This is a genomic window from Methylocystis sp. sgz306128, assembly GCF_056032725.1.
On sequence record NZ_JBVYWO010000001.1, the window covers coordinates 45,107 to 69,767 of the forward strand.

Annotated in this window: 23 protein-coding genes and 1 tRNA gene; 4 read left to right on the forward strand and 20 right to left on the reverse strand. The window is 60.5% G+C overall.

From position 1 onward, the window contains the following. Positions 1-165 precede the first annotated feature (165 nt). On the reverse strand, positions 166-1,413 hold the full coding sequence (locus AC0N03_RS00190; RefSeq protein WP_474286342.1) for an argininosuccinate synthase: 1,248 nt from the start codon (positions 1,411-1,413) through the stop codon (positions 166-168). A gap of 67 nt (positions 1,414-1,480) precedes the next feature. Continuing rightward, the gene (locus tag AC0N03_RS00195; protein ID WP_474286343.1) at positions 1,481-2,143 is read right to left on the reverse strand and encodes a phosphatase PAP2 family protein; all 663 of its coding nucleotides are present in this window, start codon (positions 2,141-2,143) and stop codon (positions 1,481-1,483) included. Positions 2,144-2,318: 175 nt separating this feature from the next. Here AC0N03_RS00195 and AC0N03_RS00200 point away from each other — a divergent pair, with 175 nt between their 5' ends. Next, on the forward strand, positions 2,319-3,125 hold the full coding sequence (locus AC0N03_RS00200) for a HesA/MoeB/ThiF family protein (protein WP_474286344.1): 807 nt from the start codon (positions 2,319-2,321) through the stop codon (positions 3,123-3,125). A gap of 38 nt (positions 3,126-3,163) precedes the next feature. On the opposite strand, the gene AC0N03_RS00205 is transcribed toward AC0N03_RS00200, so the two are convergent. The 9 genes from AC0N03_RS00205 to AC0N03_RS00245 all read right to left on the reverse strand — a co-directional run bounded on the left by AC0N03_RS00205 (position 3,164) and on the right by AC0N03_RS00245 (position 11,060). Next, a complete protein-coding gene (locus tag AC0N03_RS00205; protein ID WP_474286346.1) occupies positions 3,164-4,984 on the reverse strand; it encodes a chloride channel protein in 1,821 nt (606 codons plus the stop codon). Positions 4,985-5,078: 94 nt separating this feature from the next. Next, complete coding sequence (ptsN, locus tag AC0N03_RS00210) at positions 5,079-5,543, reverse strand: PTS IIA-like nitrogen regulatory protein PtsN (RefSeq protein WP_474286347.1); 465 nt, start codon at positions 5,541-5,543, stop codon at positions 5,079-5,081. 83 nt (positions 5,544-5,626) lie between these two features. Next, positions 5,627-6,199: a ribosome hibernation-promoting factor, HPF/YfiA family gene (gene hpf / locus AC0N03_RS00215; protein ID WP_474286348.1), complete on the reverse strand. Its 573-nt coding sequence runs from the start codon at positions 6,197-6,199 to the stop codon at positions 5,627-5,629. A gap of 255 nt (positions 6,200-6,454) precedes the next feature. Beyond that, positions 6,455-7,966 carry an RNA polymerase factor sigma-54 gene (gene rpoN / locus AC0N03_RS00220; RefSeq protein ID WP_474286349.1) on the reverse strand — a complete coding sequence of 504 codons (1,512 nt, stop codon included), beginning with the start codon at positions 7,964-7,966 and terminating at the stop codon, positions 6,455-6,457. Positions 7,967-8,088: 122 nt separating this feature from the next. Continuing rightward, a complete protein-coding gene (gene lptB, locus AC0N03_RS00225; protein WP_474287192.1) occupies positions 8,089-8,943 on the reverse strand; it encodes an LPS export ABC transporter ATP-binding protein in 855 nt (284 codons plus the stop codon). A 47-nt stretch (positions 8,944-8,990) separates the two neighbouring features. Beyond that, the gene (locus AC0N03_RS00230; protein WP_474286350.1) at positions 8,991-9,548 is read right to left on the reverse strand and encodes an LptA/OstA family protein; all 558 of its coding nucleotides are present in this window, start codon (positions 9,546-9,548) and stop codon (positions 8,991-8,993) included. Then, positions 9,545-10,240: an LPS export ABC transporter periplasmic protein LptC gene (lptC, locus tag AC0N03_RS00235; protein ID WP_474286351.1), complete on the reverse strand. Its 696-nt coding sequence runs from the start codon at positions 10,238-10,240 to the stop codon at positions 9,545-9,547. Before lptC ends, AC0N03_RS00230 begins: the two co-directional genes overlap by 4 nt. A 64-nt stretch (positions 10,241-10,304) precedes the next feature. Next, a complete protein-coding gene (locus tag AC0N03_RS00240; RefSeq protein WP_474286352.1) occupies positions 10,305-10,919 on the reverse strand; it encodes a ribonuclease D in 615 nt (204 codons plus the stop codon). A gap of 54 nt (positions 10,920-10,973) precedes the next feature. Then, positions 10,974-11,060, reverse strand: a tRNA-Leu gene (locus AC0N03_RS00245). A 137-nt stretch (positions 11,061-11,197) separates the two neighbouring features. Here AC0N03_RS00245 and AC0N03_RS00250 point away from each other — a divergent pair. Beyond that, on the forward strand, positions 11,198-12,508 hold the full coding sequence (locus AC0N03_RS00250) for an ActS/PrrB/RegB family redox-sensitive histidine kinase (RefSeq protein WP_474286353.1): 1,311 nt from the start codon (positions 11,198-11,200) through the stop codon (positions 12,506-12,508). A 123-nt stretch (positions 12,509-12,631) separates the two neighbouring features. After that, entirely contained in the window at positions 12,632-13,183 is a 552-nt protein-coding gene (locus tag AC0N03_RS00255) for an ActR/PrrA/RegA family redox response regulator transcription factor (protein WP_474286354.1), read from the forward strand. A gap of 115 nt (positions 13,184-13,298) precedes the next feature. On the opposite strand, the gene AC0N03_RS00260 is transcribed toward AC0N03_RS00255, so the two are convergent. From AC0N03_RS00260 to cobU, 3 genes are read right to left on the reverse strand one after another with little or no spacing between them, the layout of a single operon-like run. Then, on the reverse strand, positions 13,299-13,757 hold the full coding sequence (locus AC0N03_RS00260) for an MmcB family DNA repair protein (protein WP_474286356.1): 459 nt from the start codon (positions 13,755-13,757) through the stop codon (positions 13,299-13,301). Continuing rightward, positions 13,754-15,358 (reverse strand): GMC family oxidoreductase, encoded by a 1,605-nt coding sequence (locus AC0N03_RS00265; protein WP_474286357.1) that lies wholly within the window; start codon positions 15,356-15,358, stop codon positions 13,754-13,756. Before AC0N03_RS00265 ends, AC0N03_RS00260 begins: the two co-directional genes overlap by 4 nt. Beyond that, positions 15,345-15,905 (reverse strand): bifunctional adenosylcobinamide kinase/adenosylcobinamide-phosphate guanylyltransferase, encoded by a 561-nt coding sequence (gene cobU, locus AC0N03_RS00270; RefSeq protein WP_474286358.1) that lies wholly within the window; start codon positions 15,903-15,905, stop codon positions 15,345-15,347. The genes AC0N03_RS00265 and cobU overlap by 14 nt, the downstream gene beginning before the upstream one ends. Before the next feature lie 78 nt (positions 15,906-15,983). On the opposite strand from cobU, the gene AC0N03_RS00275 reads away from it, so the two are divergent. Continuing rightward, on the forward strand, positions 15,984-17,165 hold the full coding sequence (locus tag AC0N03_RS00275; RefSeq protein WP_474286360.1) for an aminotransferase: 1,182 nt from the start codon (positions 15,984-15,986) through the stop codon (positions 17,163-17,165). 17 nt (positions 17,166-17,182) lie between these two features. Here the strand turns inward: AC0N03_RS00275 and AC0N03_RS00280 are convergent, their stop codons facing one another. The 6 genes from AC0N03_RS00280 to glgC all read right to left on the reverse strand — a co-directional run bounded on the left by AC0N03_RS00280 (position 17,183) and on the right by glgC (position 24,652). Then, on the reverse strand, positions 17,183-17,533 hold the full coding sequence (locus AC0N03_RS00280; RefSeq protein WP_474286361.1) for a RidA family protein: 351 nt from the start codon (positions 17,531-17,533) through the stop codon (positions 17,183-17,185). Between the two features lie 17 nt (positions 17,534-17,550). Next, the gene (locus AC0N03_RS00285) at positions 17,551-18,066 is read right to left on the reverse strand and encodes a DUF1993 domain-containing protein (RefSeq protein WP_474286362.1); all 516 of its coding nucleotides are present in this window, start codon (positions 18,064-18,066) and stop codon (positions 17,551-17,553) included. Between the two features lie 78 nt (positions 18,067-18,144). Beyond that, positions 18,145-20,154, reverse strand: a complete 2,010-nt coding sequence (gene glgX, locus AC0N03_RS00290; RefSeq protein ID WP_474286363.1) for a glycogen debranching protein GlgX — start codon at positions 20,152-20,154, stop codon at positions 18,145-18,147. A gap of 82 nt (positions 20,155-20,236) precedes the next feature. Beyond that, on the reverse strand, positions 20,237-21,865 hold the full coding sequence (locus tag AC0N03_RS00295) for an alpha-D-glucose phosphate-specific phosphoglucomutase (RefSeq protein ID WP_474286364.1): 1,629 nt from the start codon (positions 21,863-21,865) through the stop codon (positions 20,237-20,239). A 76-nt stretch (positions 21,866-21,941) separates the two neighbouring features. Then, positions 21,942-23,387: a glycogen synthase GlgA gene (gene glgA / locus AC0N03_RS00300; protein WP_474286365.1), complete on the reverse strand. Its 1,446-nt coding sequence runs from the start codon at positions 23,385-23,387 to the stop codon at positions 21,942-21,944. After that, entirely contained in the window at positions 23,384-24,652 is a 1,269-nt protein-coding gene (glgC, locus tag AC0N03_RS00305) for a glucose-1-phosphate adenylyltransferase (RefSeq protein ID WP_474286367.1), read from the reverse strand. Before glgC ends, glgA begins: the two co-directional genes overlap by 4 nt. Positions 24,653-24,661: the final 9 nt, after the last annotated feature.

The following is a 24,661-nucleotide window of genomic DNA, read 5'->3' on the forward strand; positions in this document are numbered from 1 at the left end:
TTCGCTGCGCTTGCAAGGACTATGCGTCATGCGCAGGCTTGACCCGCGTATCCACGTGGATGGCCGGATCAGATCCGGCCATGACGATTGAGACAGATGCGCAGCGTCGCGCCTTAATCGATGGGTTGCTTGGGCGGCAGAGCCGCTTCGCAATGACGATTAAAATTACTTCTTCGCCTTGGCAATCTTCCGGTCGCGCTTGCCGAGCGTGCGCAGGCGCAGGGCGTTGAGCTTGATGAAGCCGGCCGCGTCGCGGTGGTCATAGGCTACGGCGCCTTCCTCGAAGGTCACCAGATCCTGATCATAGAGCGAATAGGGCGAGGTGCGGCCGATCACCCATGCCGAGCCTTTGTAGAGCTTGAGCGTCACGCGGCCCGTGACCATAGCCTGCGAATGGTCGATGGCGGCCTGCAGCATTTCGCGCTCCGGCGAGAACCAGAAGCCGTTATAGATCAGTTCGGCATATCTGGGCATAAGCTCGTCCTTGAGATGAGCTGCGCCGCGATCCAGCGTGATCGATTCAATGCCGCGATGGGCGGCGAGCAGGATCGTGCCGCCGGGCGTTTCATACATGCCGCGCGATTTCATGCCGACAAAGCGGTTCTCGACAAGATCGAGGCGGCCTATGGCATGGTCATGGCCAAGCTTGTTGAGATGGGTGAGCAGGGTGGCTGGCGACATGCTCACGCCGTCCACGGCAACAGGATCGCCCTTTTCGAAGTCGATGGTGATGATCTGCGGGGTGTTTGGGGCATTTTCGGGCGAAATTGTGCGCGAATAGACGTAGTCCGGCACTTCATTGGCCGGATCTTCCAGCACCTTGCCTTCGGAGGAGACATGCAGCAGGTTGGCGTCGGTCGAGAACGGCGCTTCGCCGCGCTTGTCCTTGGCGATCGGAATCTGATGGGCCTCAGCAAAGGCGATCAGCGCCTCGCGCGAGCGCATGTCCCATTCGCGCCAGGGTGCGATGACCTTGATGTCGGGCTCGAGCGCATAATAGCCCAGTTCGAAGCGCACCTGATCGTTGCCCTTGCCGGTTGCGCCATGCGCCACGGCATCGGCGCCAACCTTGCGGGCGATCTCGATCTGCTTCTTGGCAATCAGCGGGCGGGCGATGGAGGTGCCAAGCAGGTAGAGCCCTTCATAGACCGCATTGGCGCGGAACATCGGGAAGACATAATCGCGGACAAATTCCTCGCGCACGTCCTCGATGAAAATGTGCTCCGGCTTGATGCCCAGCAGCAGCGCCTTCTGGCGTGCAGGTTCTAGTTCCTCGCCCTGACCGAGATCGGCGGTGAAGGTCACCACCTCGCAGCCATAGGTGGTCTGCAGCCATTTCAGGATGATGGACGTATCCAGACCGCCGGAATAGGCAAGGACGACGCGCTTGATGTCTTTTTTTGAAGAGGACATGGATATACTCGGTAAGTTGAATTTGGCGCGGACTATAGCGGGACGCAAAATGAAGGCAAGCGGCGTTTCATCGCTTTTCCCGGCGGAAAATCCAATGATAGACGCCGAAAATGGCGAGAATCGTCAGAAGGCCGCCAAAAATCACATCCGAAAGGAAATGGCCGCCAAACGCCATGCGCAGCAGGCCGGTCGCTGCGCCGAAAACCAGCGCCGCGCCGACAGCCAGCGGTTTATAGGGCATGGGGGCCAGAACGGCGGGCGCCACAAGCCAGAAGGCGGCGGAAGCCTCGCCCGAGGGGAAGGAGCAATTGCGCGGGCACTGGCCGTCAAACTGGTAGAATTCGCGGAAAGTCCACGGGCCGCCGAATTCCTTTACCTGCACGGGGCGCGGGCGATGCAGATGATCCTTCATGATCAGATTGACCAGCACGCCCGTGCTCAGGGCGAAGGACAGCACCAGAAAGACCATCGATCTGCCGCTGGGTGCGGCGGGCACATTCCAGCCGCGTCGTTTCAATATATAGGCGATCAGCATCACGCCCGGCACGATGAAGGGCATGTCGGCAAAAACATCACGCGCAATGCGTCCTGCCGGCGTGGCCCCGGTAAAGCCGATATGCGGATCATGAAAATAGGCGGCGACATGCAGGTCCAGATCAGGGAGCAGAACGAAAACGAGCGCCGTGATCAGCGTCAATGTCAGGGTCAGCAGAAAATAGGTCCGCGTCACGACTTGATCCTTTGAATGTTCGGCCAATGGCCTACCCGATCCTGCGGCGCATGAGAAGGGTGCATGTAGCGGCAAATCCTGTTCAATGCGCTTTTTTGTTAGGGTCTGGTTGAACTTTGTTCTGATTGAGGCCAAATGCACACTATTATTTTGCCTGACGGAAGGGTGGACGGACATGAGCCTCACGGCTGAGGAAACGGAGCGTTATGCCCGGCACATCGTGCTGGCCGGCGTCGGCGGCCCGGGGCAGAACAAGCTCAAGACGGCGCGTGTGCTCGTCATTGGTGCGGGTGGGCTCGGCAGTCCGCTCCTGCTCTATCTTGCCGCAGCGGGCGTCGGCACGCTGGCCATTGCCGATGACGACACAGTGTCCCTCTCCAATTTGCAGCGGCAGGTTTTGCACGGCACTCCGGATATAGGCCGCCCGAAGGGCGAGAGCGCGCGCGATGCGCTGCTCCGGCTCAACCCGCATGTCGCAATAGAGCTTCTGCCGCGCCTTGACGAAGGCAATGCGCGCGAGATGGTGCGCGGATTCGATATTATCGCCGACGGATCGGACAATTTTGCCACCCGATACGCAGTTTCCGATGCCTGCTTTCACGAAGGGCGCTGTCTGGTGACGGCGGCGGTCGGTCCTTACGACGCGTCGATAACAACGCTCAAGCCTTACGAGACCAGCGACGGCGCACCAAACCCGACCTATCGCTGTCTTTTTCCTGAGCCGCCGCCGGAGGGCATGGTGCCAGCCTGTGTTGAAGCCGGAGTGCTGGGCGCGCTGACCGGCATGGTTGGCTCGATGATGGCGCTGGAGGTCGTGCGGGAAATTCTCGGCGGATTTCGTCCCGGCGATCTGGGGCTTGTGGGCAAACTCCTGCTGATTGACCTGCTGTCGCTGCGGTTCGAAACCCTGAATTATGGCTGGGACCCTGCCAATCCGCTCAACGGCGAGGCAGCGCGCGCCGCCCGCCTCATGCGGTCCTGAACGGCGGCCAGTTCAGCCAGCGGCCAACGGGACATGCGTCAGACTTCGCCCAGCGCCTCGCGCCGGTTGCGCTCCAGTTCGGCCGAATAGCGGCGCAGCATCGAGGTCTCTGACAGAATGCCCTGCACACGCGGAGCTTGCGCGCTGCCGACGACGGCGAGCACGTCGGTATTGGCGCGGTCAAAGGCCAGCGCCGCTTCGCGGGCATTCATGTCGGGCAGCAGAAAATCATGTCTGGTTTCGGCAAGATCGTCGACAACCAGCACATCGTTGAGTTCGTCGAGTTCGGCCGAATGCGCCCGCGCCACATCCAGCAGGCCGATATAGTTCTGATCGGCATCGACGACGATCAGATGCCGGTGCGAGCCCAGCGGATAGTCCTGCCGCAGGCGGCTCAGCGGCGTCGCCTGGCTTATCTGCGGTATATCGCGCCACATCATGCTGGCGACAGTGAGTGAGCGTATCCAGCCGATATCCTGCGCGCTGCGGATGGTTTCGCCGCGCAGATGAAAGCGCCAGGTCGCGAAGGAATAGCCGAAGAAGGTGCGGGCTGTGAGCGAGGCCGTGACCACGGTCAGCATCACCATGCCGGTGATATTGGTTGCGCCCGTCACTTCCAGCGCCAGCAGGATCATGGTCAGCGGCGCGCCGATCACGGCCGCGGCCATGGCCGACATGCCGGCTATGATGAACAGAGACGTATTGCTGTCCGTCATCAGCGCCAGGCCGCCCAGCCCCAGCGCGAAAAGCTTGCCGAGCACGCCGCCCAGAAACAGCGAGGCGAAGAACAGACCGCCGCGAAAACCCGTGCCGATCGAGACGGCTGAAGCGAGGCATTTCAGCAGGAAAATCACCAGCAGCATTTTCCAGCTCTGGTCGATATGGCTCAGAATATGCAGGGCGCCATGGCCAGCGGAGAGAATTTGCGGCGAAACCTGCCCGAGACTGCCGACCACGCAGCCGCCCAGAACCGGGCGCAGGACGGCGGGCAGCCAGGGTTGCCGGATGGCTTCCTCGACATAGGTGACAAGGCGCATCACGGCGATGCCGGCCCCGGCGCACAGGATGCCAAGCAGGATGCCGGAGCCGTAATCCTGCGGGCTGACGTTCTGAACGTTGATCGCAACGACGAAGGGCGGATGATACAGGTTCTGCGCCACATAATTGCCGATGAAGGCGGCCAGAGCCACCGGCGCCAGCGCCGTGATCGTATAGACGCCGATGACGAGTTCAAAGGCATAGGCGGCCCCGGCGAGAGGGGCATCGAAGGCGGCGGCTATAGCGCCGGCCGCGCCGCATCCCACCATGATGCGCAGATCGCCCCGGCGCAGGCTCATCCATTGTCCGATCCGCGACGCCAGACCGGCGCCGATCTGCGAATAGCCGGCCTCCAGCCCGACGGACGCGCCGAACCCGTTCGAGAGCACATTGTGCAGGGCGAGCAGGGTGCTGTCGACCAGCGACATGCGTCCGCCATGCAGGGCGTTTGCTTCGATCGGGTCGACGGGACTGCGCTTGCGCCAGTGCGCCTGCGCCAGAATGAACAGCCCGATCACCACGCCGCCCAGCGCCGGGCCCAGAAAGACCAGCAGGGGGTTGATATGCACCGCGCCGCTGATGCCGGTAAAGGAATTCACCTGAAATATCAGATGGTGGATAAAGCGTACGATTTCCGACATGACGCTGACGCAGACCCCGGCCAGCGCGCCGGAGAAAGCTGCGAGCAGGGCGAGACGAAAATCACTGCGCTGAAACTTGATCCGCCACCGCAGACTCGATCTGCCAAATGGCCAGGCGAAGGCACGCGCAGGCCATGGCGCGGCAGATGGGTTCACCGAGGCAGAGGAAATCGGTTTCATAGGCTTGTTTCAGCAAAAAACAGCCTTGATTAAAAGTAATTTAATTTAATTTTTCGTGTTCATTTTTGCGTGAACGGCAATTTAGTTGTGCCGTTCAGGCTGCATGAGACGTTTCCACCTGCGTGAGAAGGGCATAAAGCCCATCGGCGTCCCGTGTTGCGCGCAGGCGGCCTGTCATGCCGGGATCACGCAGAACGCGGGCGATCCGCGCCAGCGCCTTGAGATGATCGGCGCCTGCATGTTCGGGCGCGATCAGCATGAAGGCCAGATCGACGGGCGCGCCGTCGAGCGATTCAAAATCGATGGCGCGCTCGAACCGCGCGAAAAGGCCGAAAATGCGCTGACAATTGACCAGCTTGCCATGAGGAATGGCAATGCCATTGCCGATGCCGGTCGAGCCGAGGCGCTCGCGCTGCAGCAATGCATCAAAAATTTCGCGCGCGGCTATGCCCGAAACCAGTTCGGCCCGCTCGCTCATTTCCTGCAATGCCTGCTTTTTATTCACTGCCTTGAGAGAAGGCAGGATCGACTCGCGTGTGATCAGGTCGCTGAGGGGCATTTCTATCTCTAAACTCGAATGGTCAGTCCATTCACGCAAGAACCATGCCGGAGCAAAAGCACATCCGGCATGGATGCGCTATGTCAGGTTGACGGAGGATCGATCCAGCCAATATTGTTGTCGCGTCGGCGATATACAACATTGACGCGGCCGTTTCCAGCATGGCGGAAGACAACAACCGGCGCACCGCTGAAATCCAGCTCGGTCACTGCCGCGGAAACGGAGAGAACCTTCAGCTGCCGCGCGCTTTCAGCAATGATCACGGGGTTGAAATCGGCAATCTCCTCGGCCTCGTCGCTCGGGGCTTCGATGACATAGCTCGCCATCATCGTTCCGGCTTCGCCGTTCGCCGCGCCGTTGGGGTGATGATCGCGCAATCGCTGCTTATACCGTCGCAAACGCTTTTCAATGCGCTCTGCCGCGCGGTCGAAGGAGGCATAGACCTCATGGGCCAAGCCATCCGCCTGCAGAGTCATGCCGGAGGCAAGGTGGAGGGTGCAATCAGCGCGAAAACCTGATCCTTCCGGAGTCAAGGTCACGTGTCCGGCGACCTTTCCGTCAAAATGCTTGGCTGTAATCTGGCTGATCTTCTCGATGACGTGGTGGCGCAGGGCTTCGCCGATGTCGATATTCTTGCCTGAAACGCGCAAAGTCATGGGTCGCGCGGTCCTTTCTTTTTTGCGTTCGCTCACGGGAATGGACAGGAGTTTCTCATTCACCGCAGGAAGCACAGGTTAACACAGTTGAACTACGGCTGGAAGGTCTTTTCGTCAATGCCGCCGCGTCCGGCGCAGTGTAAAATCCACATAACTTTAACGATTCGCTGGCGCAGCCTTCGCGCCAAACGTCGGCACGTGCGCAAAATTTTCTTATAATAACAATATCTTGAATTGACGCGGCTTTTGAGGACGTCAAAGGCCGCCAGCCATTTTCTCCCGGCGGCGCTCGGACGAGGAAGCAATGCGCAGGCTCTCCCGGTATTTGGCTACGGTGCGCCGTGCTATATCGATATTCATCGCCTTCAGCTTTTGCACCAGCATGTCGTCGGACAGAATTTCGTCGGGTTTTTCCGCCTCGATCAGCTGCCTGATCTTGAAGCGGACTGCCTCCGCAGAATGCTGATCGGCGCCGGTATTGGCGCTGATCGAGGCGGTAAAAAAATATTTCATTTCGAACAGGCCGCGCGCGCAGGAGATGAATTTGTTCGATGTCACGCGGGAAACCGTTGATTCATGCATGCCGATGGCGTCGGCGACGGTCTTCAGGTTGAGCGGACGCAGATGTTCCACGCCATGCGCGAAAAAGGCGTCTTGCTGGCGGGCAATCTCGCTGGCGACCTTGAGAATGGTGCGCGCGCGCTGCTCGAGGCTTTTGGTCAGCCAATTCGCGGTTTGCAGGCACTGCGAAACGAAAATCCTGTCCGCACCCGAAGGCTGGCGGCGGGCTATGCGGGCATAATAGCTCTGGTTGACGAGAACCCGCGGCAGGGCATCTGAATTCAGCTCCACCCGCCAGCTGCCCTCGGGCTCGGCGAGGATGAACACATCGGGAATGGCCAGTTGCACGGGCGCTGCGCCGAAGGCGCGCCCCGGTTTGGGCTCAAGCCGGCGGATCTCGCGGATCATGTCGTTGAGATCGTCCTGATCCACGCCGCAGAGCTTGCGCAGCGTCTGGAAATTCTTTTTTGCCAGCAATTCGAGATTATCGAGCAGGGCGGCGATCGCGGGGTCGAAGCGGTTGCGCTCCTTGAGCTGCAGCGCCAGGCATTCGGCCAGATCACGCGCGCCGATCCCGGTCGGATCAAGCGATTGCACACAGGCCAAAGCCAGCGCAACGCGATCCGGCGGGCAGGATAATTTTGCCGCGAGATCGTCGATCGAGCCGCGCCAGTAGCCGCTCTCGTCGAGTTCGTCGATGATCATGCCGATGATCAGGCGCTGAACAGGATCCTTTTCGGTGACCTGTGCCATAAGATGATCCTGCAGGCTTGTCTGCGCCGCAACATAAGCCTCAAGATCCGGCGCCTCTTCGGATGGCGCGCCGCTGCCTGACCAACTACCCTGCGCCAGGCCATAATCCGGCATGGACGGCGCATCGCCCGGGTCGCGGTCGAAATCGCTGGAAAGATCGGTGCCGAAATCCTGTTCGATGCCGCTCTGGCTGACGGCCATTTCATCGCCGCTCCAGTCGCCTTCACGGCGGGCATCGTCGGCAGGCGGAGTACCGATTTCACCCGGAAGCTGCGCTGGCCCCTCTGGCTGGGGGTCGTGCCGCTCCAGCAGCGGATTGCGCTCCAGCTCTTCCTCGATGAAGGCCGTGAGTTCCTGCGCGGAAAACTGCAGCAGCTTTATGGCTTGCAGCAATTGCGGAGTCATCACCAGCGACTGACCCTGACGCAGAACGAGCTTGGGAGAAAGCGACATTTATGATCCGATACACGACATTTACAGCCCGCTTATAGCATAGCTATCCGGAAAGGCGACAGGCTGGAATGATTCTTGCTTGAGAAAGCCGTCGAGGCTTGTGCGGAACTGGAGAGGCCCGGTCAGAGCCGGAAATCTTCGCCCAGATAGAGGCGCCTCACGTCGGGGTTGCCGACGATCTCGTCCGGGCTGCCCTCGGTCAGCACGTGGCCGGAGGAAATGATGTAGCCGCGGTCGATCAGGCCGAGGGTCTCGCGCACATTATGATCGGTGATCAGCACGCCGATGCCGCGCGCCGTGAGATGGCGTACCAGCGTGCGGATGTCGCCGACGGCAATGGGGTCAATGCCGGCAAACGGCTCGTCCAGCAGCACGAAGCTCGGATGACCGGCGAGCGCCCGGGCTATTTCGCAGCGGCGGCGCTCGCCGCCCGAAAGCGCGATGGCGGGCGAGGTGCGCAATTTTCTGATTTCAAATTCATCGAGCAGCGAATCAAGCTCTGCAGCGCGCCGGTCGGGGTCTGGTTCGGTCATTTCCAGAATGGCGTTGATGTTCTGCTCGACGGTGAGGCCTCGAAAAATCGATGCCTCCTGCGGCAGATAGCCGATGCCGAGTCGGGCGCGCCGGTACATTGGCAGCGCGGTGACATCGTGGCCATCGAGTTCGATCGTGCCTTTGTCCGGCTTGATCAGGCCGGTGATCATATAAAAACAGGTGGTCTTGCCGGCGCCGTTGGGCCCCAGAAGCCCCACGGCCTCGCCCCGGCGCAGATACAGGCTCACGTCCTTGACCACCTGCCGGGCGCCGTAGGTCTTGCCAAGATGATGCACGCCGAGCGTATTCTCGCCAAAGTTGTCCCGCTCCGAGCCATGCGAGGGCCGATGTTCGACCATGGCCTCCGAAGCCGCACCCGAGCCGCTCTGCCGGGGCCGCAGCTTTTGCCACAGGTCCGCCAGCCGGTTTGCGCCGGATGTCATATTCGCGGGTGCGGGCAATGCGAAAACCGTCATCAGGCGCTGCGATCCTACTGGCTCTGGGTTTTGCCGCCGGAACCGGGTACGAATACGCCCTTGACGCGTCCGCCGATCACCTGAGCCTGCCCGGTGTTGAGATCATAGACGAGCTTCTCGCCGGTGGTGATGTTCTTGCCCTGCATCAGCGTGACATGGCCGATAAGATAAAGCTTGCTTTCGGCTTTGTCATAGGTGCCGTGGTCACCCATGCCGATCTGGTCTTTCTGCGTCACCTTGACCGGGCCATCAGCTTCCATCCGCTTGATCTGGCTGCTTTCCGTCGGTGCCGATGGCGCGCCGCCGCCGTTTTTTTCAATGAAGATGTTCAGGACGGAGCAAGTGAGTGTGCTGTCGCCCTGTTTGGCCACAACGTTGCCGGTGTAGATGGCTTTCTGGTCGCGGTCGAAATAGTCGAGCTTGTCGGCTTCGATAGAAACCGGCTCCTTGGAATTGCCGCCGGGGATCAGCGCCGGCTTTTCGGCCGCAAAGCCCGCGCCGGAGAGACAGAACAAAGCCGCAGCGGCAAGCGGAAGGCGGCGCCTCAGGGCGCGATGTCCGGGCAAATTCATTGTGCGGGCCCTTCCAGCGGGCGGGTTGCGTCCGGTTCAGTCGTGAACTGGCTTCTTACATGGCCCTTAAAGCTGATCATCTTGCCACTGTCCGAAATATTGAGCGAATCTGCAAGTACAGTGCCATTTTTGAATGTCATGGTCACGGGTTCATTCGCAACGAGCGAGCCTGCGCTGAAATTGATCGTGGCATTGTCCATCTTCAATACATAGGCCTTGTCGCTTTTGATCTCAACATCTCCATGCATGATCATGGTCTGTTTGAGATTGTCAAATGTGGCTGTGCGCGCGCTGAACTGCGTCGAGCTGCCGTCATCCATGCCCAGCGACCCCTGCATTTCGGTCAGGTCAACAATATTCTGGATCTTGAGGTCCTGCCGGGCGCTGACGGCCTTGAGGCGATAGGGCTGGCCGTTTTTGTGGTAGCCCGAGAGACGCGGCTGCTCCATCACGATATGTGTGCCGTCAAGCCGGTAGCCGCTGGCGGCGATCTCGCCGGGCAGATGCCGGAAAGGGTTGAAGAAGGCAATGACGATCCACGTCACAATCGCTGCAAGAGAGAACAGAGGCAGTGAAATTTTCAGCCATCTGACGAGGCGGCTGTGGGCCGCGGCCTCATTGAAGGCTTTCTGCCGCTGCTGGGCGAAGTGATCGCGCGATCCTGTCTGTGGCCCTGCTTGTTTTTCCGTCACGCCAGACCTGTCGTTGTCTTTGGCCGCGCCGCCCGCCACAAGGCTTGAGCACTGAGCCGCCCGATTACATATGAGCGAATATATCGCTCTCCGCCCAGCCCATTATATCGAGACGCGCGCGATCGGGAAGAAAATTGAAACAGGCCTGTGCAATCGCCTCACGGCCCTCGCGGCGCAACATTTCGTCAAGCCTGATCTTCAGCGCGTGCAGGTGCAGCACATCCGAGGCGGCATAGATCATCTGGGCTTCGGACAAAGTCTCCGCGCCCCAGTCCGAGGACTGCTGCTGCTTCGAGATTTCCACGCCGAGCAGTTCCCGGACCAGATCCTTGAGGCCATGCCTGTCGGTATAAGTGCGGGTGAGTTTGGAGGCGATCTTGGTGCAATAGACGCTGTTGACCTGCGTGCCGAAGGTTATTTCGAGCATGGCGATATCGAAGCGTCCGAAATGGAACAATTTCGTGACATCCGGGTCGGACATCAGCCGCTGCAGGTTCGGCGCGCTCTTTTGTTCGGGCGCGATCTTGACGAGATCGGCGGTGCCGTCCCCGCGCGAGATCTGGACAAGGCATAGTCTGTCACGGTGAATATTGAGGCCGAGCGTTTCCGTATCCACGGCTACGGAGGTACCGCACGTAAAATCTGCCGGCAAATCTTGGTCATGCAGGCGGATTGTCATATGGGCCTCTCAATACAGAGGTGGTGATATCGTTTCACACACATCTAAAGGGAATGGTGCCCAGGAAAGGACTCGAACCTTCACGACCTTTCGGTCACTAGCACCTGAAGCTAGCGCGTCTACCAATTCCGCCACCTGGGCAACGGCAATGCTCATACGGGCCTTCGCGCCCCTTTGTCAATCGCTCCGCACAAAAATTCGGAACCGATTTGACAGAAATTTGAAAGCGACGCTCCGGCATGGCGTGACAAGCGGCTGCCGCGGCGTTAAGCAGGGACATGAGCGATTTGTCTTCGATGAGCCTTGGCCGTCAGGCGCGCCGCCTGCGTCTGGACACATTGACGCGGCTGCGGTGGCTGGCGGTCATCGGCCAGTTCAGCGCTGTTGCGGGAACCCATTACGGGCTGGGTTTCAAGCTGCCGCTGGTTTCCTGTTTTCTGGTGATTGCGCTTTCGGGTGCGATCAACCTCATGCTGCGGCTGCGTTATCCGGTCAGTTTACGTCTGGGCGATGCGGCGGCCTTCGCGCTGCTGGCCTATGACACGGCCCAGCTCTCGATATTGTTGTTTCTGACCGGCGGATTGCAAAATCCGTTCGCCATGCTCTTTCTGGCGCCGATCATGATTTCGGCCGCTTCGCTGCCGATTCGCTTCACCATTGCTCTGGGCGGACTGATGGTGACATTTGCGAGCCTGCTCACCTTCTTCCACCGGCCGCTGCCCTGGTATCAGGGGGCGGATCTGCAATTGCCCTATCTTTATATCGGCGGAATCTGGCTGGCGGTGGTGCTCGGCGCGGTGTTCATCGGCATTTATGCCGGGCGCGTGGCGCAGGAGGCGCGGCAACTGGCCGACGCTCTTGCCGCCACCGAACTGGTGCTCACGCGCGAGCAGCATCTCTCGCAGCTTGACGGCCTTGCCGCCGCCGCCGCGCACGAGCTTGGATCGCCGCTGGCGACCATGACCATCGTGATCAAGGAACTGGCGCTGCACCTGCCCAAGGACAGCCCGCTGACCGACGATATCGAACTGCTGCGCCAGGAAGCGGCGCGCTGCAAGGCGATTCTCGCCAAGCTCAATTCGCTGGGCGAAGAGGGCAGCGGCCCTCTGGAAGAAATGAGCCTCGAGCATCTGCTTGAGGAAGTGGTGGCACCCCAGCGCGATTTTGGCGTCAGAATGCAGATTTCTGCCGCAGGCGACGGGGCCATGCCCACCTGCCGGCGCAATTCAGGCGTCTTGTACGGCCTTGGCAATCTGATAGAGAATGCTATCGATTTCGCCGCGCATGAGGTCAATGTTTCGGCCCGGTGGACGGCGCAGAAAGTCTCGGTCACCATTCTCGATGACGGCCCCGGCTTTTCTCCCGATGTTTTGGGGCGTATCGGCGAGCCCTATATTTCCACGCGCGACCCCAGCCGCCGGGCTAAAAAGGACGAAGGCGACGGCCTCGGCCTCGGCCTGTTTATAGCCAAGTCGCTGCTGGAGCGCTCCGGCGCGCAGGTGATTGCCAGTAACCGTGCCGATGCCCAAACCGGCGCGCAAATTGAAATAATTTGGGCGAGGCCGGTTTTTGAGGCGATCCGGTCTTGATCCGATTGGGGAAAATGGCGTAACCCACAATCCGGATTGCCAAAAAATGCGTATTTAGCCGTGACAGGGCTCTAACGGGACCGGCACTTATCGCCATGCCGGATTTGATGAAAGAAGTTCAAGATGACGCTGCCCGCGCAAGAAGCTCCAGAGGAGCGCACACTTCTCATTGTTGATGACGACAAGCCATTTCTCAGCCGTCTGGTGCGCGCCATGGAAGCGCGCGGCTTTTCCGTGGTCAGTGCGGACACGGTCGCCGAGGGATTGAACCAGATCAGGCAGAAAGCACCCGCTTTCGCCATTATCGACATGCGGCTGACAGACGGCAATGGTCTTGACGTCATTTCGGAACTGAAGGCCCGCCGCCCCGATGCGCGCGGCATCATCCTCACCGGCTATGGCAATATTGCCTCGGCGGTGACCGCGATCAAGCTCGGTGCTTTCGATTATCTCGCAAAGCCGGCGGATGCCGACGAGATTTATGCCGCGCTGATGGCGATCAAATTCGACAAGAACGATCTTCCCGAGAATCCGATGTCAGCGGACAGGGTGCGCTGGGAACATATCCAGCGCATTTACGAGCTGTGCCAGCACAATGTGTCTGAAACCGCGCGCCGCCTGAACATGCACCGGCGCACTTTGCAGCGCATTCTGGCAAAACGCGCGCCACGTTAGGGCTTTTTGCCAAAAACGACATCAGTCCGGGCTGTTCTGTTCTTATCCTTCGACAGGCTCAGGATGCGGAGAACAGGCGGCTCCGGTTGCGATCGCGCCGCCTTGGGCGATGCATTCAGCTGGGGAATCCGTCCGGGTCTTCAAGCCGGTGCAGCCGTTCGGCGGCTGTGCGCGCGAATAGCTGCGTCACGCTCTTGCGGGTAGCGGGTGCCAGCCGGTGTTCGGGCGCGGCCCGCACTATTGCCGCGCCATAGGCATCCGCCAGAATGAGACCGGCATCCTGCGGCATGATTTCGCCAAGCTCCGCGCTGATCGTGGCAAAATAAAGCTGATCGCAGGCCATGCGGTAATCCGGCCATTTCTGATCGGCGCGAAAATCAGCCAGCGAGGATTTGATCTCGATGATCAGCAGCGTTCCATCTCCGGCCAGCGCCAGAAGATCGGCGCGCCGGCCATTGCGGACGGGCACTTCGCTCAGGGAGGCATAACCCATGGCCCGGAGCAACCTTCGCGTGCCGCGTGCAATGGCGAGGGCCGTCTCCGACTGCCGGCCATCCTCGCTCAGCAGGCTCATTTATTATCTTCGAGAATCATCTGGGCCGCCTTCTCGCCGATCATGATCGTCGGCGCATTGGTGTTGCCGGACGTGACCGTGGGCATGACCGAGGCATCGGCGACGCGCAGCCCGGCGATGCCGCGCAGCCGGAGTCTTTCGTCCACCACGGCCATCGGATCGGAATCCGTGCCCATTTTCGCGGTGGAAACCGGATGGAAGATGGTGGTGCCGATATCGCCCGCTTCCTTGAGCAGGCTCGCGTCGTCCTGCGCGGCGGGATCAGGCCGGAATTCCTGCGGCTCGAATATTTTCATCGCCTGCGTGGCCATGATCTTGCGGGTGAGACGCAGCGAATCAATGGCGACCTGCTGATCCTCCGTTGTGGCGAGATAATTGGGCTGGATCTTCGGCGCCTGCCGCGCGTCGGTGCTGGCGATATGCACCGAGCCGCGACTGGTGGGCCGCAGGTTGCACACGCTCATGGTCATGGCGGCAAAGTCGTGCAGCGGTTCGCCGAATTTGTCGAGCGAGAGCGGCTGAACGTGAAATTCGACATTCGGCGTGGCAAACTGCGGGCTGGTGCGCGTGAAAATGCCAAGCTGCGAGGGCGCCATTGTCAGCGGGCCGCGCCGGAACAGCACGTAATCAAGCCCCATCTTCGCGCGTTTGAACAGATTCTGATATTCGATATTCAGCGTGACCGCATTTTTTACGCGGTACATGGGCCGCAATTGCAGATGATCCTGCAAATTCTCGCCGACGCCGGGCAGGTGTACCAGCGGGTCGATGCCAAGGGCCTGCAGGCCAGCGCCATTGCCGATGCCGGATAATTCGAGAAGCTGCGGCGAGCCGATCGCGCCCGCGCTCAGGATGACTTCCGCATTGGCCCGCGCCTCACGCTTCTGGCCGCCCTGATGATATTCGATGCCGATAGCGCGGCCATCCTTTATCAGTATCTTGCCGACATGGACATCGGTCATCAGCCTGAGATTGGGCCGCTGCCTGAGCACAGGCTTGAGGAAGCCGCGCGCAGCGCTCCAGCGCCGCCCGCGCTTCTGCGTAACCTGAAAATAGGATGCGCCTTCATTGCTGCCGCTGTTGAAATCGTCGATGGACGGAATCCCCACTTCGGCGGCGGCGCGGCGCACAGCATCCAGCAGGTCCCATCTCACCCGCGGCGGCTCGACGCGCAGTTCCCCGCCGGCGCCATGGGCAAGGCTTGCCCCGGCGAAATGATCCTCATGCTTCTTGAAGAGGGGCAGCACGTCGTCCCAGCCCCAGCCCGTGAGGCCGAGCTGCCGCCAGCCGTCGTAATCGGCGGCCTGTCCGCGCATGTAGATCATGGCGTTGATCGAAGAAGAGCCGCCGATGACCTTACCGCGCGGATAACTCAGGGCGCGTCCGTTCAGGCCGGGCACGGCCTCGGTTTTGAACAGCCAGTCCGCGCGCGGATTGCCGATGGCGAACAGATAGCCGACGGGAATGTGGAACCAGATCCAGTTGTCGCGCCCGCCCGCTTCAACCACAAGCACGCGCGTGCCGGGGTTGGCGGACAGGCGGTTGGCGAGTACGCAGCCGGCTGAGCCGGCGCCGATGATAATGTAATCAAACTGATCCATGTGTACCCTTAAAGTTCAGCGCGGGCCTTGGCGCCGGCTTGAGCTGGCGGGGCAGCCCGGCCTGCACCAGTATGACGTCGCTGCATGCGTCCGCCATCAGCTGGTTGAGCTTTCCCTGTGCATCCCGGAACGACCGGGTGAGCGGATGGTCGGGAACCGTGCCCAGACCCAGCTCATTGGAAACGAAAATCACCGGCCCGGCAAGAGCGGCCAGACTTGCCGCCAGCCGGGCGCTGGCAATGGCCAGATCCCGCTGTTCCAGGAGCAGATTGGACAGCCAGAGCGTCAGACAATCCACGAGGATGATGCGGTGCGGCGCTGATTCGCTCGCCAAAACGCCTGTCAGATCAAGAGGTTCCTCGATAAGGCGCCATTGCGGCCCGCGTTCGGCCTTGTGCAGGTCGACGCGCGCGCGCATTTCCTCGTCGAAAATTCTGGCAGTGGCCACCATGAGCGGTTCGAGGCCGCTCGATTGCGCCAGCTCCAGCGCATAGGCCGTTTTGCCTGAACGCGTTCCCCCGAAAACCAGAACAGATTTATGCTGCAATCTTTGGTTCTTCCCTAGTGCTGCAAGAATGCCGAGGTTAGACTGCCTCAACTTTTCACTCTAGCAAAATGTGGCGCGATGAACCCGGTTTTCGACTCCCTGCCGACAACAATTTTTGAAACCATGTCGCGTCTTGCGCGCGAGCATGGCGCCGTTAATCTCGGGCAGGGCTTTCCTGATGATCCGGGGCCGGAGGACGTGCGCCGCAAGGCGGCGGAGGCCGTGATCTCGGGCTGGAATCAATATCCGCCGATGATGGGACTGCCGGAGCTGCGTCAGGCCATCGCCGCGCATTACCGGCATTTTCAGGGTCTGGACCTCGACTGGAATACGGAGGTGATGGTAACGTCGGGCGCAACGGAGGCTATCGCCGGAGCCCTGCTGGCGCTGATTGCACCGGGCGACGAGGTGGTTCTGTTTCAGCCGATGTATGACGCCTATCTGCCCCTGGTGCTGCGCGCTGGCGGTGTGCCGCGGTTCGTCACCCTGCAGCCGCCGCACTGGCGCTTTTCCGAGGCTGATCTTGCGGCGGCCTTCTCGCCGCGCACGAAACTGGTGCTGTTCAATAATCCGCTCAATCCGGCAGGCGTCGTCTATGAGCGCAGCCAGCTCGAACTGCTGGCCAGATTCTGCGTCGCGCATGATGCGATCGCTATCTGCGACGAGGTGTGGGAGCATGTGGTGTTCGACGGTCTGGTGCACGTGCCGCTGATGGCGCTGCCGGGCATGCGCGGGCGGACCGTGAAAATCGGCTCGGCGGGCAAGATCTTTTCGCTCACCGGCTGGAAAGTGGGGCTGGTGGCCGCCGCGCCGGATCTGATGCGCGTGCTCTCCAGGGCGCATCAGTTTCTCACATTCACCACGCCGCCCAATCTGCAGAGCGCCGTGGCCTATGGGCTGATGAAAGAGGATGATTATTTCATCGATATGCGCCGCAGACTGCAGGAGAGCCGCACCTATTTTGCCGAAGGGTTGCAGCATCTTGGCTTCACGGTGCTGGAGTCGCAAGCGACATATTTTTTGAATGTCGATTGCAGCGCCTTCGCGCTCACCGATGAGGCGTTCTGCACGAGGCTTGTCGGTGAATACGGGGTGGCGGCCATTCCCGTCTCGGCTTTCTATGCCGGGCAGCATGTCCGTCATATCGTGCGCTTCTGCTTTGCCAAGCAGCGCGCAACCCTCAATGCGGCGCTGGAGCGGCTGGCCCGCGCGGCAAAGGAATTAAATGCGGCCCCTCACTCCGGCACAATCGCAGGGTGAGGGGCCGTTCCGGTGTCTTACTTTGCAGCAATGACCGAGATTTCAACCTTGTACTGCGGCGCGGCGAGCTTGGCCTCGACCGTTGCGCGGGCCGGCGTGTGGCCCTGCGCCACCCATGCGTCCCAGGCAAGGTTCATCTCGGCGAAGGTTTTGATATCGGCGAGATAGATCGTTGCCGAGAGAATCCGGGTTTTGTCGCTGCCTGCTTCCTTGAGCAGGCCGTCGATGATCGAGAGAATTTCGACCGTCTGCTCGGAGACGCCCTTATCGGCGGCTTTGTCGGCAACCTGACCGGCGAGATAGATCGTATCGCCGTGAACAACGGCGGCGCTCATGCGCTTGCCTACACCCATACGTTGAATGCTCATGATTACTCCTTGTTTGATCAGGCCGGATCGAGACCGGCGACAGCACCCATGAAATCGCGTTTGCCGACTTCAAGGCCGTTGTGGCGCAAAATGTCATAGGCCGTTGCCGAATGGAAATAGAAATTCGGCAGCGCGAAGCGCAGGGCATAAGCGGCGGCCTCCATTTTCATCTTGTTGCCCCCGATGGGGAATTCGATCTCGCGTCCGGCTGCAGCATTGATGCTCGCAGCATCGAGCCCGCCGATATAGGCGATTGTCTTGGCGATACGTGCCTTGAGTTCGTCGAAGGTCTTTTCGTCATCGGCATATTTCGGAATTTCGCCGCCGGCCAGACGCCCCGCCGTGTTTTTGGCAAAATCGCAGGCGATCAGAACCTGCCGGACGAGGGGCAGCATATCGGGATAAAGGCGCGAGGCGATCAGAACCGAAGGATCGATCTTCTTGGCTTCGGCATAGGCGGCCGCTTTGTCCAGAATGGCGGACAAAGCCGTCAATTGCTGGGTAAACGCGACCACGGTGGCTTCATAAAGCATGATATTCTCCCTGTTGGTGGGCGTTACATTGCACGACTGGCGGGAAATTCAAGCGTTCGTTGCTGAAATATAGCTGTATCAGGCAAAGTCCTGCAGCAAAGCAAGGCTGCGCGGCGGCAAAATCAGCTCGCCCTCCGGCGCAAATTCGGGTGCGCGGGCGCTGGTGAAAAGGCTTATGCGCCATTTGCGGCCCGCCTCCGGCAGATACGCGGAAAGCGTTGACGCCCCGCGATTGAAGCATATGGCGATGCGCCCCGGCTCTGCCGCAAGCTGCACCTGCAGGAAGTTCGCGCCCGGATCGTGCCAGTTGTCCGCGCCCAGCGCCTTGCCTGATGCATCCAGCCAGCGCACGTCGAAACTGCCGTCCGCGCTTTCGCCGTGCAGAAACTTGTCGGCAAAGAAGGGCGCCAGCGCCGCGCGCAGGCTCAGGGCCTTGCGCGTGAAGCTGATGAGCGAATTGTCGGCCTTGTGCCAATGCGCCCATGAAATTTCATTGTCCTGCGCATAGGCATTGTTGTTGCCGCCCTGACTCTGGCCAAATTCCGCACCCATGCTCAGCATGGGCGTACCGCGCGAAAAGATGAGTGTGGCCAGCAGGTTGCGCTGATCCTGCAACCGGGCGGCGAGAATGTACTGATCGTCGGTTTCGCCCTCGAAACCGTGGTTCCACGAGCGGTTGTCGTTATTGCCGTCGCGGTTGTCCTCGCCATTGGCGTGATTGCGCTTATGCGCATAGGAGACCAGATCCGCGAGGGTGAAGCCGTCATGCGCGGTGATGAAATTCACGGAGCGGGAGGGGCACTTGTGCGCGAAGGCATCCGCGGAGCCGGCAAATCGCGTGGCGAAATCGGCAAGGCTTGCGTGAGCGCGCCAGAAATCGCGCATCGTATCGCGGTATTTGTCGTTCCACTCGCCCCATTGCGCCGGAAAGGTGCCAAGCTGATAGCCGCCCGGCCCGATATCCCACGGTTCGGCGATAATTTTGAGCTGCCGCAGAACCGGATCCTGCGCGATGGCGGCAATCAGCGGCGCCTGCGGGTCGAATTGGGGACGGCGGCCCAAAGCGGTGGCCAGATCAAAACGAAATCCATGCACGCCGCCCAGTTCTGCCCAGACGCGCAGACTGTCCATGACAAGGCGGACAAGATGCGGCCTGTTTAGCGCCAGACAATTGCCGCAGCCCATATCGTCGATGTAATAGCGCGGATTGTCCTGCAAACGGTAATAGGCGGCATTGTCGAGGCCGCGAAAGCTGACCGTCGGGCCCAGTTCATCGCCCTCGCCGCTATGGTTATAGACCACGTCGATCAGCGTTTCTATGCCGGCCTGCGCCAGTTCGGCCACGGCCCGGCGCACTTCGCCCCAGCCGCCCGGCGCGAGATGCATCGCCGGCACCATGAAGGCTGCGTGGTTGTAGCCCCAGTAGTTTGTCAGGCCGAGAGGCGGCAGGTGCCGCTCGTCGATGCTGGCGCTTGCGGGCAGCAGTTCCAGCGTCGTGATGCCGAGATCGCGGAAGTAGCGCTGCATCGGCGCGCTGGCCAGACCGGCAAAGGTACCGCGCTCAGCCTGTGCCACATCCTCGCGCAGCCGCGTCAGTCCGCGCACATGCGCCTCATAAAGAATAGTGCGCTCCCATGGCACGAAACTGCGCGGGGCAAGAGCCGCTAAAGGCGTGCAGACAATCGCTTTGGGCATATAGGGCGCGCTGTCCGCGGACGAGAACGAGAGATCCTTGTCGGCGGACGTGCGATCGTAGCCGAACATGCTTTCATGCAGTCTGAACGGCGCATCGAGCGCGAGCGCATAGGGGTCGACGAGCAGTTTATGCGGGTTGAATCGATGGCCCGCCTCCGGCGCATATGGCCCATGCGCGCGCAGGCCATAGAGTGCACCGGACCTGACACCGCTGATATGGCCGTGAAACACCGGGCCGGTACGCTCCGGCAGAATGAAGCGAATCTCCCGCCCGTTCTCGAACAGACAGAATTCGATCCGTCTGGCGTGAATGGAAAACACCGCGACATTGACGCCGGTTTCATCCGGCGTGACGCCGAGAGGTTCGGGGGAGCCTGCTGAGATCAGAGCCATGGATCTTTCTGCATCTGAATGGTGTGTTTCATCCGTCGACAGGCTCAGGATGAGGGGGCTTCAGGTGCGATAGGCCTAAAATTCAGGTGATGACGCTTGGCTCCCTGCGCCCCGTGAATTGCTCGATCAGGGCAATATCGCGTGAGAGCGTGATCAGGTCGGCGAGGGCCGCCTGTGTTTCCTGATCATGACGGGTAGCATCGGGCTCGAAGCGCTCGATATAAACGCGCAGGGTCGCGCCTTCCGTACCGGTGCCGGAAAGACGATAGACGATACGCGAGCCGTCCTCGAACAGGATGCGGATACCCTGATTGGCCGAATTCGAGCCGTCAACCGGATCGTGATAAGCAAAATCATCGGCCTCCTTCACCTTGAGTGCGCCAAAACTCTGGCCTTTCAGGCCGGGCAGCATCGCGCGCAGGCGCTCGACCAGTTCATTGGCACCCTTGCTGGCCACTTCTTCGTAATCGTGCCGGCTGTAATAATTGCGGCCATAGGTTTTCCAGTGATCGCGCACAATATCTCTGACGCTCTGCTTGCGCGCCGCCAGAATATTGAGCCAGAGCAGCACGGCCCAGAGCCCGTCTTTCTCGCGCACATGGTTTGAGCCGGTTCCGGCGCTTTCCTCACCGCAGATCGTGGCCATGCCGGCATCCAGCAGATTGCCAAAGAATTTCCAGCCGGTCGGCGTCTCGTAAATGCCGATGCCGAGTTTGGCAGCGACGCGGTCGGCGGCGGCGCTGGTCGGCATGGAACGCGCGATGCCCTTCAGGCCGCTCTTATAGGCCGGGGCCAGATGGGCATTGGCGGCAAGCATCGCCAGCGAATCCGAGGGCGTGACGAACTGTCCCTTGCCGATGATCAGGTTGCGGTCGCCGTCGCCATCCGATGCGGCGCACAGATCGGGCCCATCCGGCGACATGGCGAGGTCGTAGATATATTTAGCGTGGACGAGGTTGGGGTCCGGGTGGTGGTGGCCGAAATCGGGCAGGGGCGTGCCGTTAATGACGGTGCCTTTCGGCGCGCCGAGCGCGCCTTCCAATATGGCATGGGCATAGGGGCCCGTGACGGCAGACATGGCGTCGAAGCACATGCGGAAACCGCTCCTGAACAGGGCGCGGATCGCCGCAAAGTCGAAAAGCTCCTCCATCAGAATCTGGTATTCTGATACAGGGTCGACAATCTCCACCTGCATCGTGCCGAGCTGTTTCGTGCCAAGCGCGTCGAGGTCGAGATCGGGCGCCTCAAATATCTTGAACTCCGTGATCGTCTTCGTGCAGGCAAAAATGGCGTCGGTGATCTTTTCCGGCGCCGGGCCGCCGTTCGAGGCGTTATATTTAATGCCGAAATCGCCCTGCGGCCCGCCGGGATTATGGCTGGCCGAGAGGATGATGCCGCCGAAGGCCTTTCGCTTGCGGATGAGATTGGAGGCCGCAGGGGTTGAGAGAATGCCGCCCTGTCCAACCACCACGCGGCCAAATCCGTTGGCGGCGGCCATTTTGAGTGCGACCTGAATGGCTTCCCTGTTAAAATAGCGTCCGTCGCCGCCCAGAATCAGCGTCTGTCCGGCAAAGCCGCTCAGTGCATTGAAGATCGACTGGACGAAATTCTCGACATAATGCGGCTGCTGAAACACAGGCACACGCTTGCGCAGGCCGGATGTGCCGGGCTTCTGGCCATCGAAAGGCTTGGTGGCGACAGTCTTGAGCATTGCTGATCCTCAGATAGTTTTCGAACTTGGTTGTGATGGCTCGGGGCGGAATTTCTTGTCTGAGCGTGCGTCTCCGTCATGCCAGCAGGCGATGATAGAGCGCGGCATAGGCCTTTGCGGGTTCGTTCCATGACACATCGGTGTTCATGCCATTGATCTGCATCCTTTTCCAGCGCGGCTTGTCGCGATAGAGCGCGGCGGTGCGGCGCAGCGCATCGGCGAGGCCCGCCGCATTGACCGGCCCGAACTGCACGCCGGTAGCAACTCCTCCGGCCAGCGCCATTTCATTGGCATCTATGATGGTGTCGTTCAGGCCGCCGACGCGCGCCACCACCGGCACCGCGCCATAACGCAGGGCACAAAGCTGTGTGAGGCCGCAAGGCTCGAAACGCGACGGCACGAGCAGCGCATCGCAGCCCGCCTGAATGAGATGAGCCAGGCTTTCGTCATAGCCGATCATGCAGCCGATGCGCTCCGGATTTTGCGCGGCGGCGGTGCGAAAGCCGCCTTCGAGCGCGGTATCGCCGGTGCCAAGCAGGGCAAGCTGCCCACCTTCATGCAGCAGCACGGGCAGGGTATCGAGCAGCAGGTCGAGGCCCTTCTGCCATGACAGGCGGCTGATCACGCCGAACAAGGGCGCATTCGCATCCGGCTTCAGGCCCAGACGCTTCTGCAGCGCTTTTTTGGCTTTCGCGCGCGCGCTGAGCTTTCTGGCGGAATAGGGCGCGGGCAGCAGCGCGTCGTGTTCAGGGTTCCAGACCTGCGTGTCGATGCCGTTAAGAATGCCGGATGTGGTGCCGAGCTTGATGTTGAGCAGGCCCTCAAGCCCCATTCCGGTTTCCGCTTCGCGGATTTCGCGCGCGTAGCTTGGCGAGACGGTGGTGATCCAGTCGGCGAATTGCAGTCCGCCCTTGAGGTAGGATATGTCGCCGAAATATTCGATTCCCTCGATCGTATTGGCTTCCGGCGGCAGGCCAAGATCATGCAGCAGCGTGGGCGAAAAGCGCCCCTGAAAAGCAAGGTTATGCACGGTGACAATGGTTCTTGGCCGCTTGCCGCCGTCATAATGCAGATAAACCGGGATGAGGGCGGCCTGCCAGTCATGACAGTGGACGATGTCGGGCGCAAATTCCTTCAGCAATCCCTTGCCGATATCCGCGCCTACCCGCGCGAGCGCCGCGAAACGGAAGGCATTGTCCGGCCAGTCCTTGCCGTCCGGCCCCAGATAGGGGTTACCCGGACGGGCGAAGAGATGCGGCGCATCCAGCACATAGAGCGTCAGCCCCGCATGTTGCGCGCGCAGCAGTTGCGCCTTGCCGCCGAACAGCGCGCGGAAATGATGCACGGCCTGCGGCGCGTCCAGCGCCTTCATCACCGCCGGATAGCCCGGAACGAGCGTACGCATCTCGACATGATGGTGCGCGAGCGCCAGCGGCAGCGCGCCCGCCACATCGGCGAGGCCGCCGGTCTTGACCAGCGGATAAAGCTCCGAGGCGACGGAAAGAACCTTGAGATTTTTCATAGGTCGAGCCTGTCGATCATGGGCTGCGTGATGAGGCAGATGCCGTTTTCCGTACGGCGGAAGCGCTTTGCGTCCAGTTCCGGATCTTGTCCGACAACCAGCCCTTGCGGGATTTTGACACCGCGATCGACCACCACATTGGTCAGTTCTGCAGAACGGCCAATGTCGACATAAGGCAGGATCACAGCATTTTCGATCTTCGAGAAGGAATTGGCACGCACGCCCGTGAAGAGCAGAGAGCGCCGTAACGAAGACCCCGAGACAATACACCCGCCCGAGACCAGCGACGAGAGCGCATGGCCCCGGCGACCTTCCTCGTCATGAACGAATTTTGCCGGCGGCGTGATTTCGGCATAGGTCCAGACCGGCCAGTCCTGATCGAAAAGATCAAGTTCGGGCTGGATGTCGGTCAGGTCAATATTGGCGGCCCAATAGGCGTCCACGGTGCCGACATCGCGCCAGTAGGCATTGGATTCGTGGCTGGAACGTACGCAGGACTTGGAGAAATGATGCGCCACAGCCTTGCCGTGCTGGACGATATAGGGGATGAGATCCTTGCCGAAATCATGGCTGGATTTGGGGTCGGCGGCGTCTTTTTGCAGCAGGTCGATGAGAAATTTGGTCTCGAATACGTAAATGCCCATGGACGCCAGCGCCACATCCGGTTTGCCGGGCATCGGCGGAGGGTTCTTCGGTTTTTCAAGGAAGGAGATGATCCGGTCGTTTTCGTCGATATGCATGACGCCGAAGCCGGTGGCTTCCTTCAGCGAGACTTCGAGACAGCCGATCGTGACATCGGCGCCTTGCTCCACATGCTGCTGGAGCATTTCCTCATAATCCATCTTGTAGATATGATCGCCAGCCAGAAGCACGATATATTGCGGCTCGTAGGATTCGATGATGTCAATGTTCTGATAAACCGCGTCGGCGGTTCCCAGATACCACATTTCCTCAGATACACGCTGGCTGGCGGGCAGGATATCGAAGCTCTCGTTCCGTTCCGGACGGAAGAAGTTCCAGCCCCGCTGCAGGTGACGGATCAGACTATGCGCTTTGTATTGCGTCGCCACGGCAATGCGCCGGATGCCCGAGTTGAGCGCATTGGACAGCGCGAAATCGATGATGCGCGACTTGCCGCCGAAATAGACGGCGGGTTTCGCACGCTTGTCCGTAAGCTCCATGAGCCGTGAGCCTCGTCCGCCCGCCAGCACATAGGCCATGGCGGAGCGTGAGAGAGGTCCGGTGGTTTTTTTCTGGATCGACATGGGCATTTC

What these genes read in the sequence shown, in the direction of transcription:
- ptsN (WP_474286347.1), bottom strand. Translation starts at nt 5,543, where the DNA reads ATGCCCCTCAGCGACCTGATCACACGCGAGTCGATCCTGCCTTCTCTC.
- AC0N03_RS00275 (WP_474286360.1), top strand. Translation starts at nt 15,984, where the DNA reads ATGAACCCGGTTTTCGACTCCCTGCCGACAACAATTTTTGAAACCATG.
- AC0N03_RS00280 (WP_474286361.1), bottom strand. Translation starts at nt 17,533, where the DNA reads ATGAGCATTCAACGTATGGGTGTAGGCAAGCGCATGAGCGCCGCCGTT.
- lptB (WP_474287192.1), bottom strand. Translation starts at nt 8,943, where the DNA reads ATGACATCCGGCGCAAACCGGCTGGCGGACCTGTGGCAAAAGCTGCGG.
- glgA (WP_474286365.1), bottom strand. Translation starts at nt 23,387, where the DNA reads ATGAAAAATCTCAAGGTTCTTTCCGTCGCCTCGGAGCTTTATCCGCTG.
- AC0N03_RS00200 (WP_474286344.1), top strand. Translation starts at nt 2,319, where the DNA reads ATGAGCCTCACGGCTGAGGAAACGGAGCGTTATGCCCGGCACATCGTG.
- AC0N03_RS00285 (WP_474286362.1), bottom strand. Translation starts at nt 18,066, where the DNA reads ATGCTTTATGAAGCCACCGTGGTCGCGTTTACCCAGCAATTGACGGCT.
- AC0N03_RS00295 (WP_474286364.1), bottom strand. Translation starts at nt 21,865, where the DNA reads ATGCTCAAGACTGTCGCCACCAAGCCTTTCGATGGCCAGAAGCCCGGC.
- rpoN (WP_474286349.1), bottom strand. Translation starts at nt 7,966, where the DNA reads ATGTCGCTTTCTCCCAAGCTCGTTCTGCGTCAGGGTCAGTCGCTGGTG.
- hpf (WP_474286348.1), bottom strand. Translation starts at nt 6,199, where the DNA reads ATGACTTTGCGCGTTTCAGGCAAGAATATCGACATCGGCGAAGCCCTG.
- glgC (WP_474286367.1), bottom strand. Translation starts at nt 24,652, where the DNA reads ATGTCGATCCAGAAAAAAACCACCGGACCTCTCTCACGCTCCGCCATG.
- AC0N03_RS00205 (WP_474286346.1), bottom strand. Translation starts at nt 4,984, where the DNA reads ATGAAACCGATTTCCTCTGCCTCGGTGAACCCATCTGCCGCGCCATGG.
- AC0N03_RS00255 (WP_474286354.1), top strand. Translation starts at nt 12,632, where the DNA reads ATGACGCTGCCCGCGCAAGAAGCTCCAGAGGAGCGCACACTTCTCATT.
- AC0N03_RS00240 (WP_474286352.1), bottom strand. Translation starts at nt 10,919, where the DNA reads ATGACAATCCGCCTGCATGACCAAGATTTGCCGGCAGATTTTACGTGC.
- AC0N03_RS00250 (WP_474286353.1), top strand. Translation starts at nt 11,198, where the DNA reads ATGAGCGATTTGTCTTCGATGAGCCTTGGCCGTCAGGCGCGCCGCCTG.
- AC0N03_RS00230 (WP_474286350.1), bottom strand. Translation starts at nt 9,548, where the DNA reads ATGAATTTGCCCGGACATCGCGCCCTGAGGCGCCGCCTTCCGCTTGCC.
- AC0N03_RS00260 (WP_474286356.1), bottom strand. Translation starts at nt 13,757, where the DNA reads ATGAGCCTGCTGAGCGAGGATGGCCGGCAGTCGGAGACGGCCCTCGCC.
- AC0N03_RS00190 (WP_474286342.1), bottom strand. Translation starts at nt 1,413, where the DNA reads ATGTCCTCTTCAAAAAAAGACATCAAGCGCGTCGTCCTTGCCTATTCC.
- AC0N03_RS00265 (WP_474286357.1), bottom strand. Translation starts at nt 15,358, where the DNA reads ATGGATCAGTTTGATTACATTATCATCGGCGCCGGCTCAGCCGGCTGC.
- glgX (WP_474286363.1), bottom strand. Translation starts at nt 20,154, where the DNA reads ATGGCTCTGATCTCAGCAGGCTCCCCCGAACCTCTCGGCGTCACGCCG.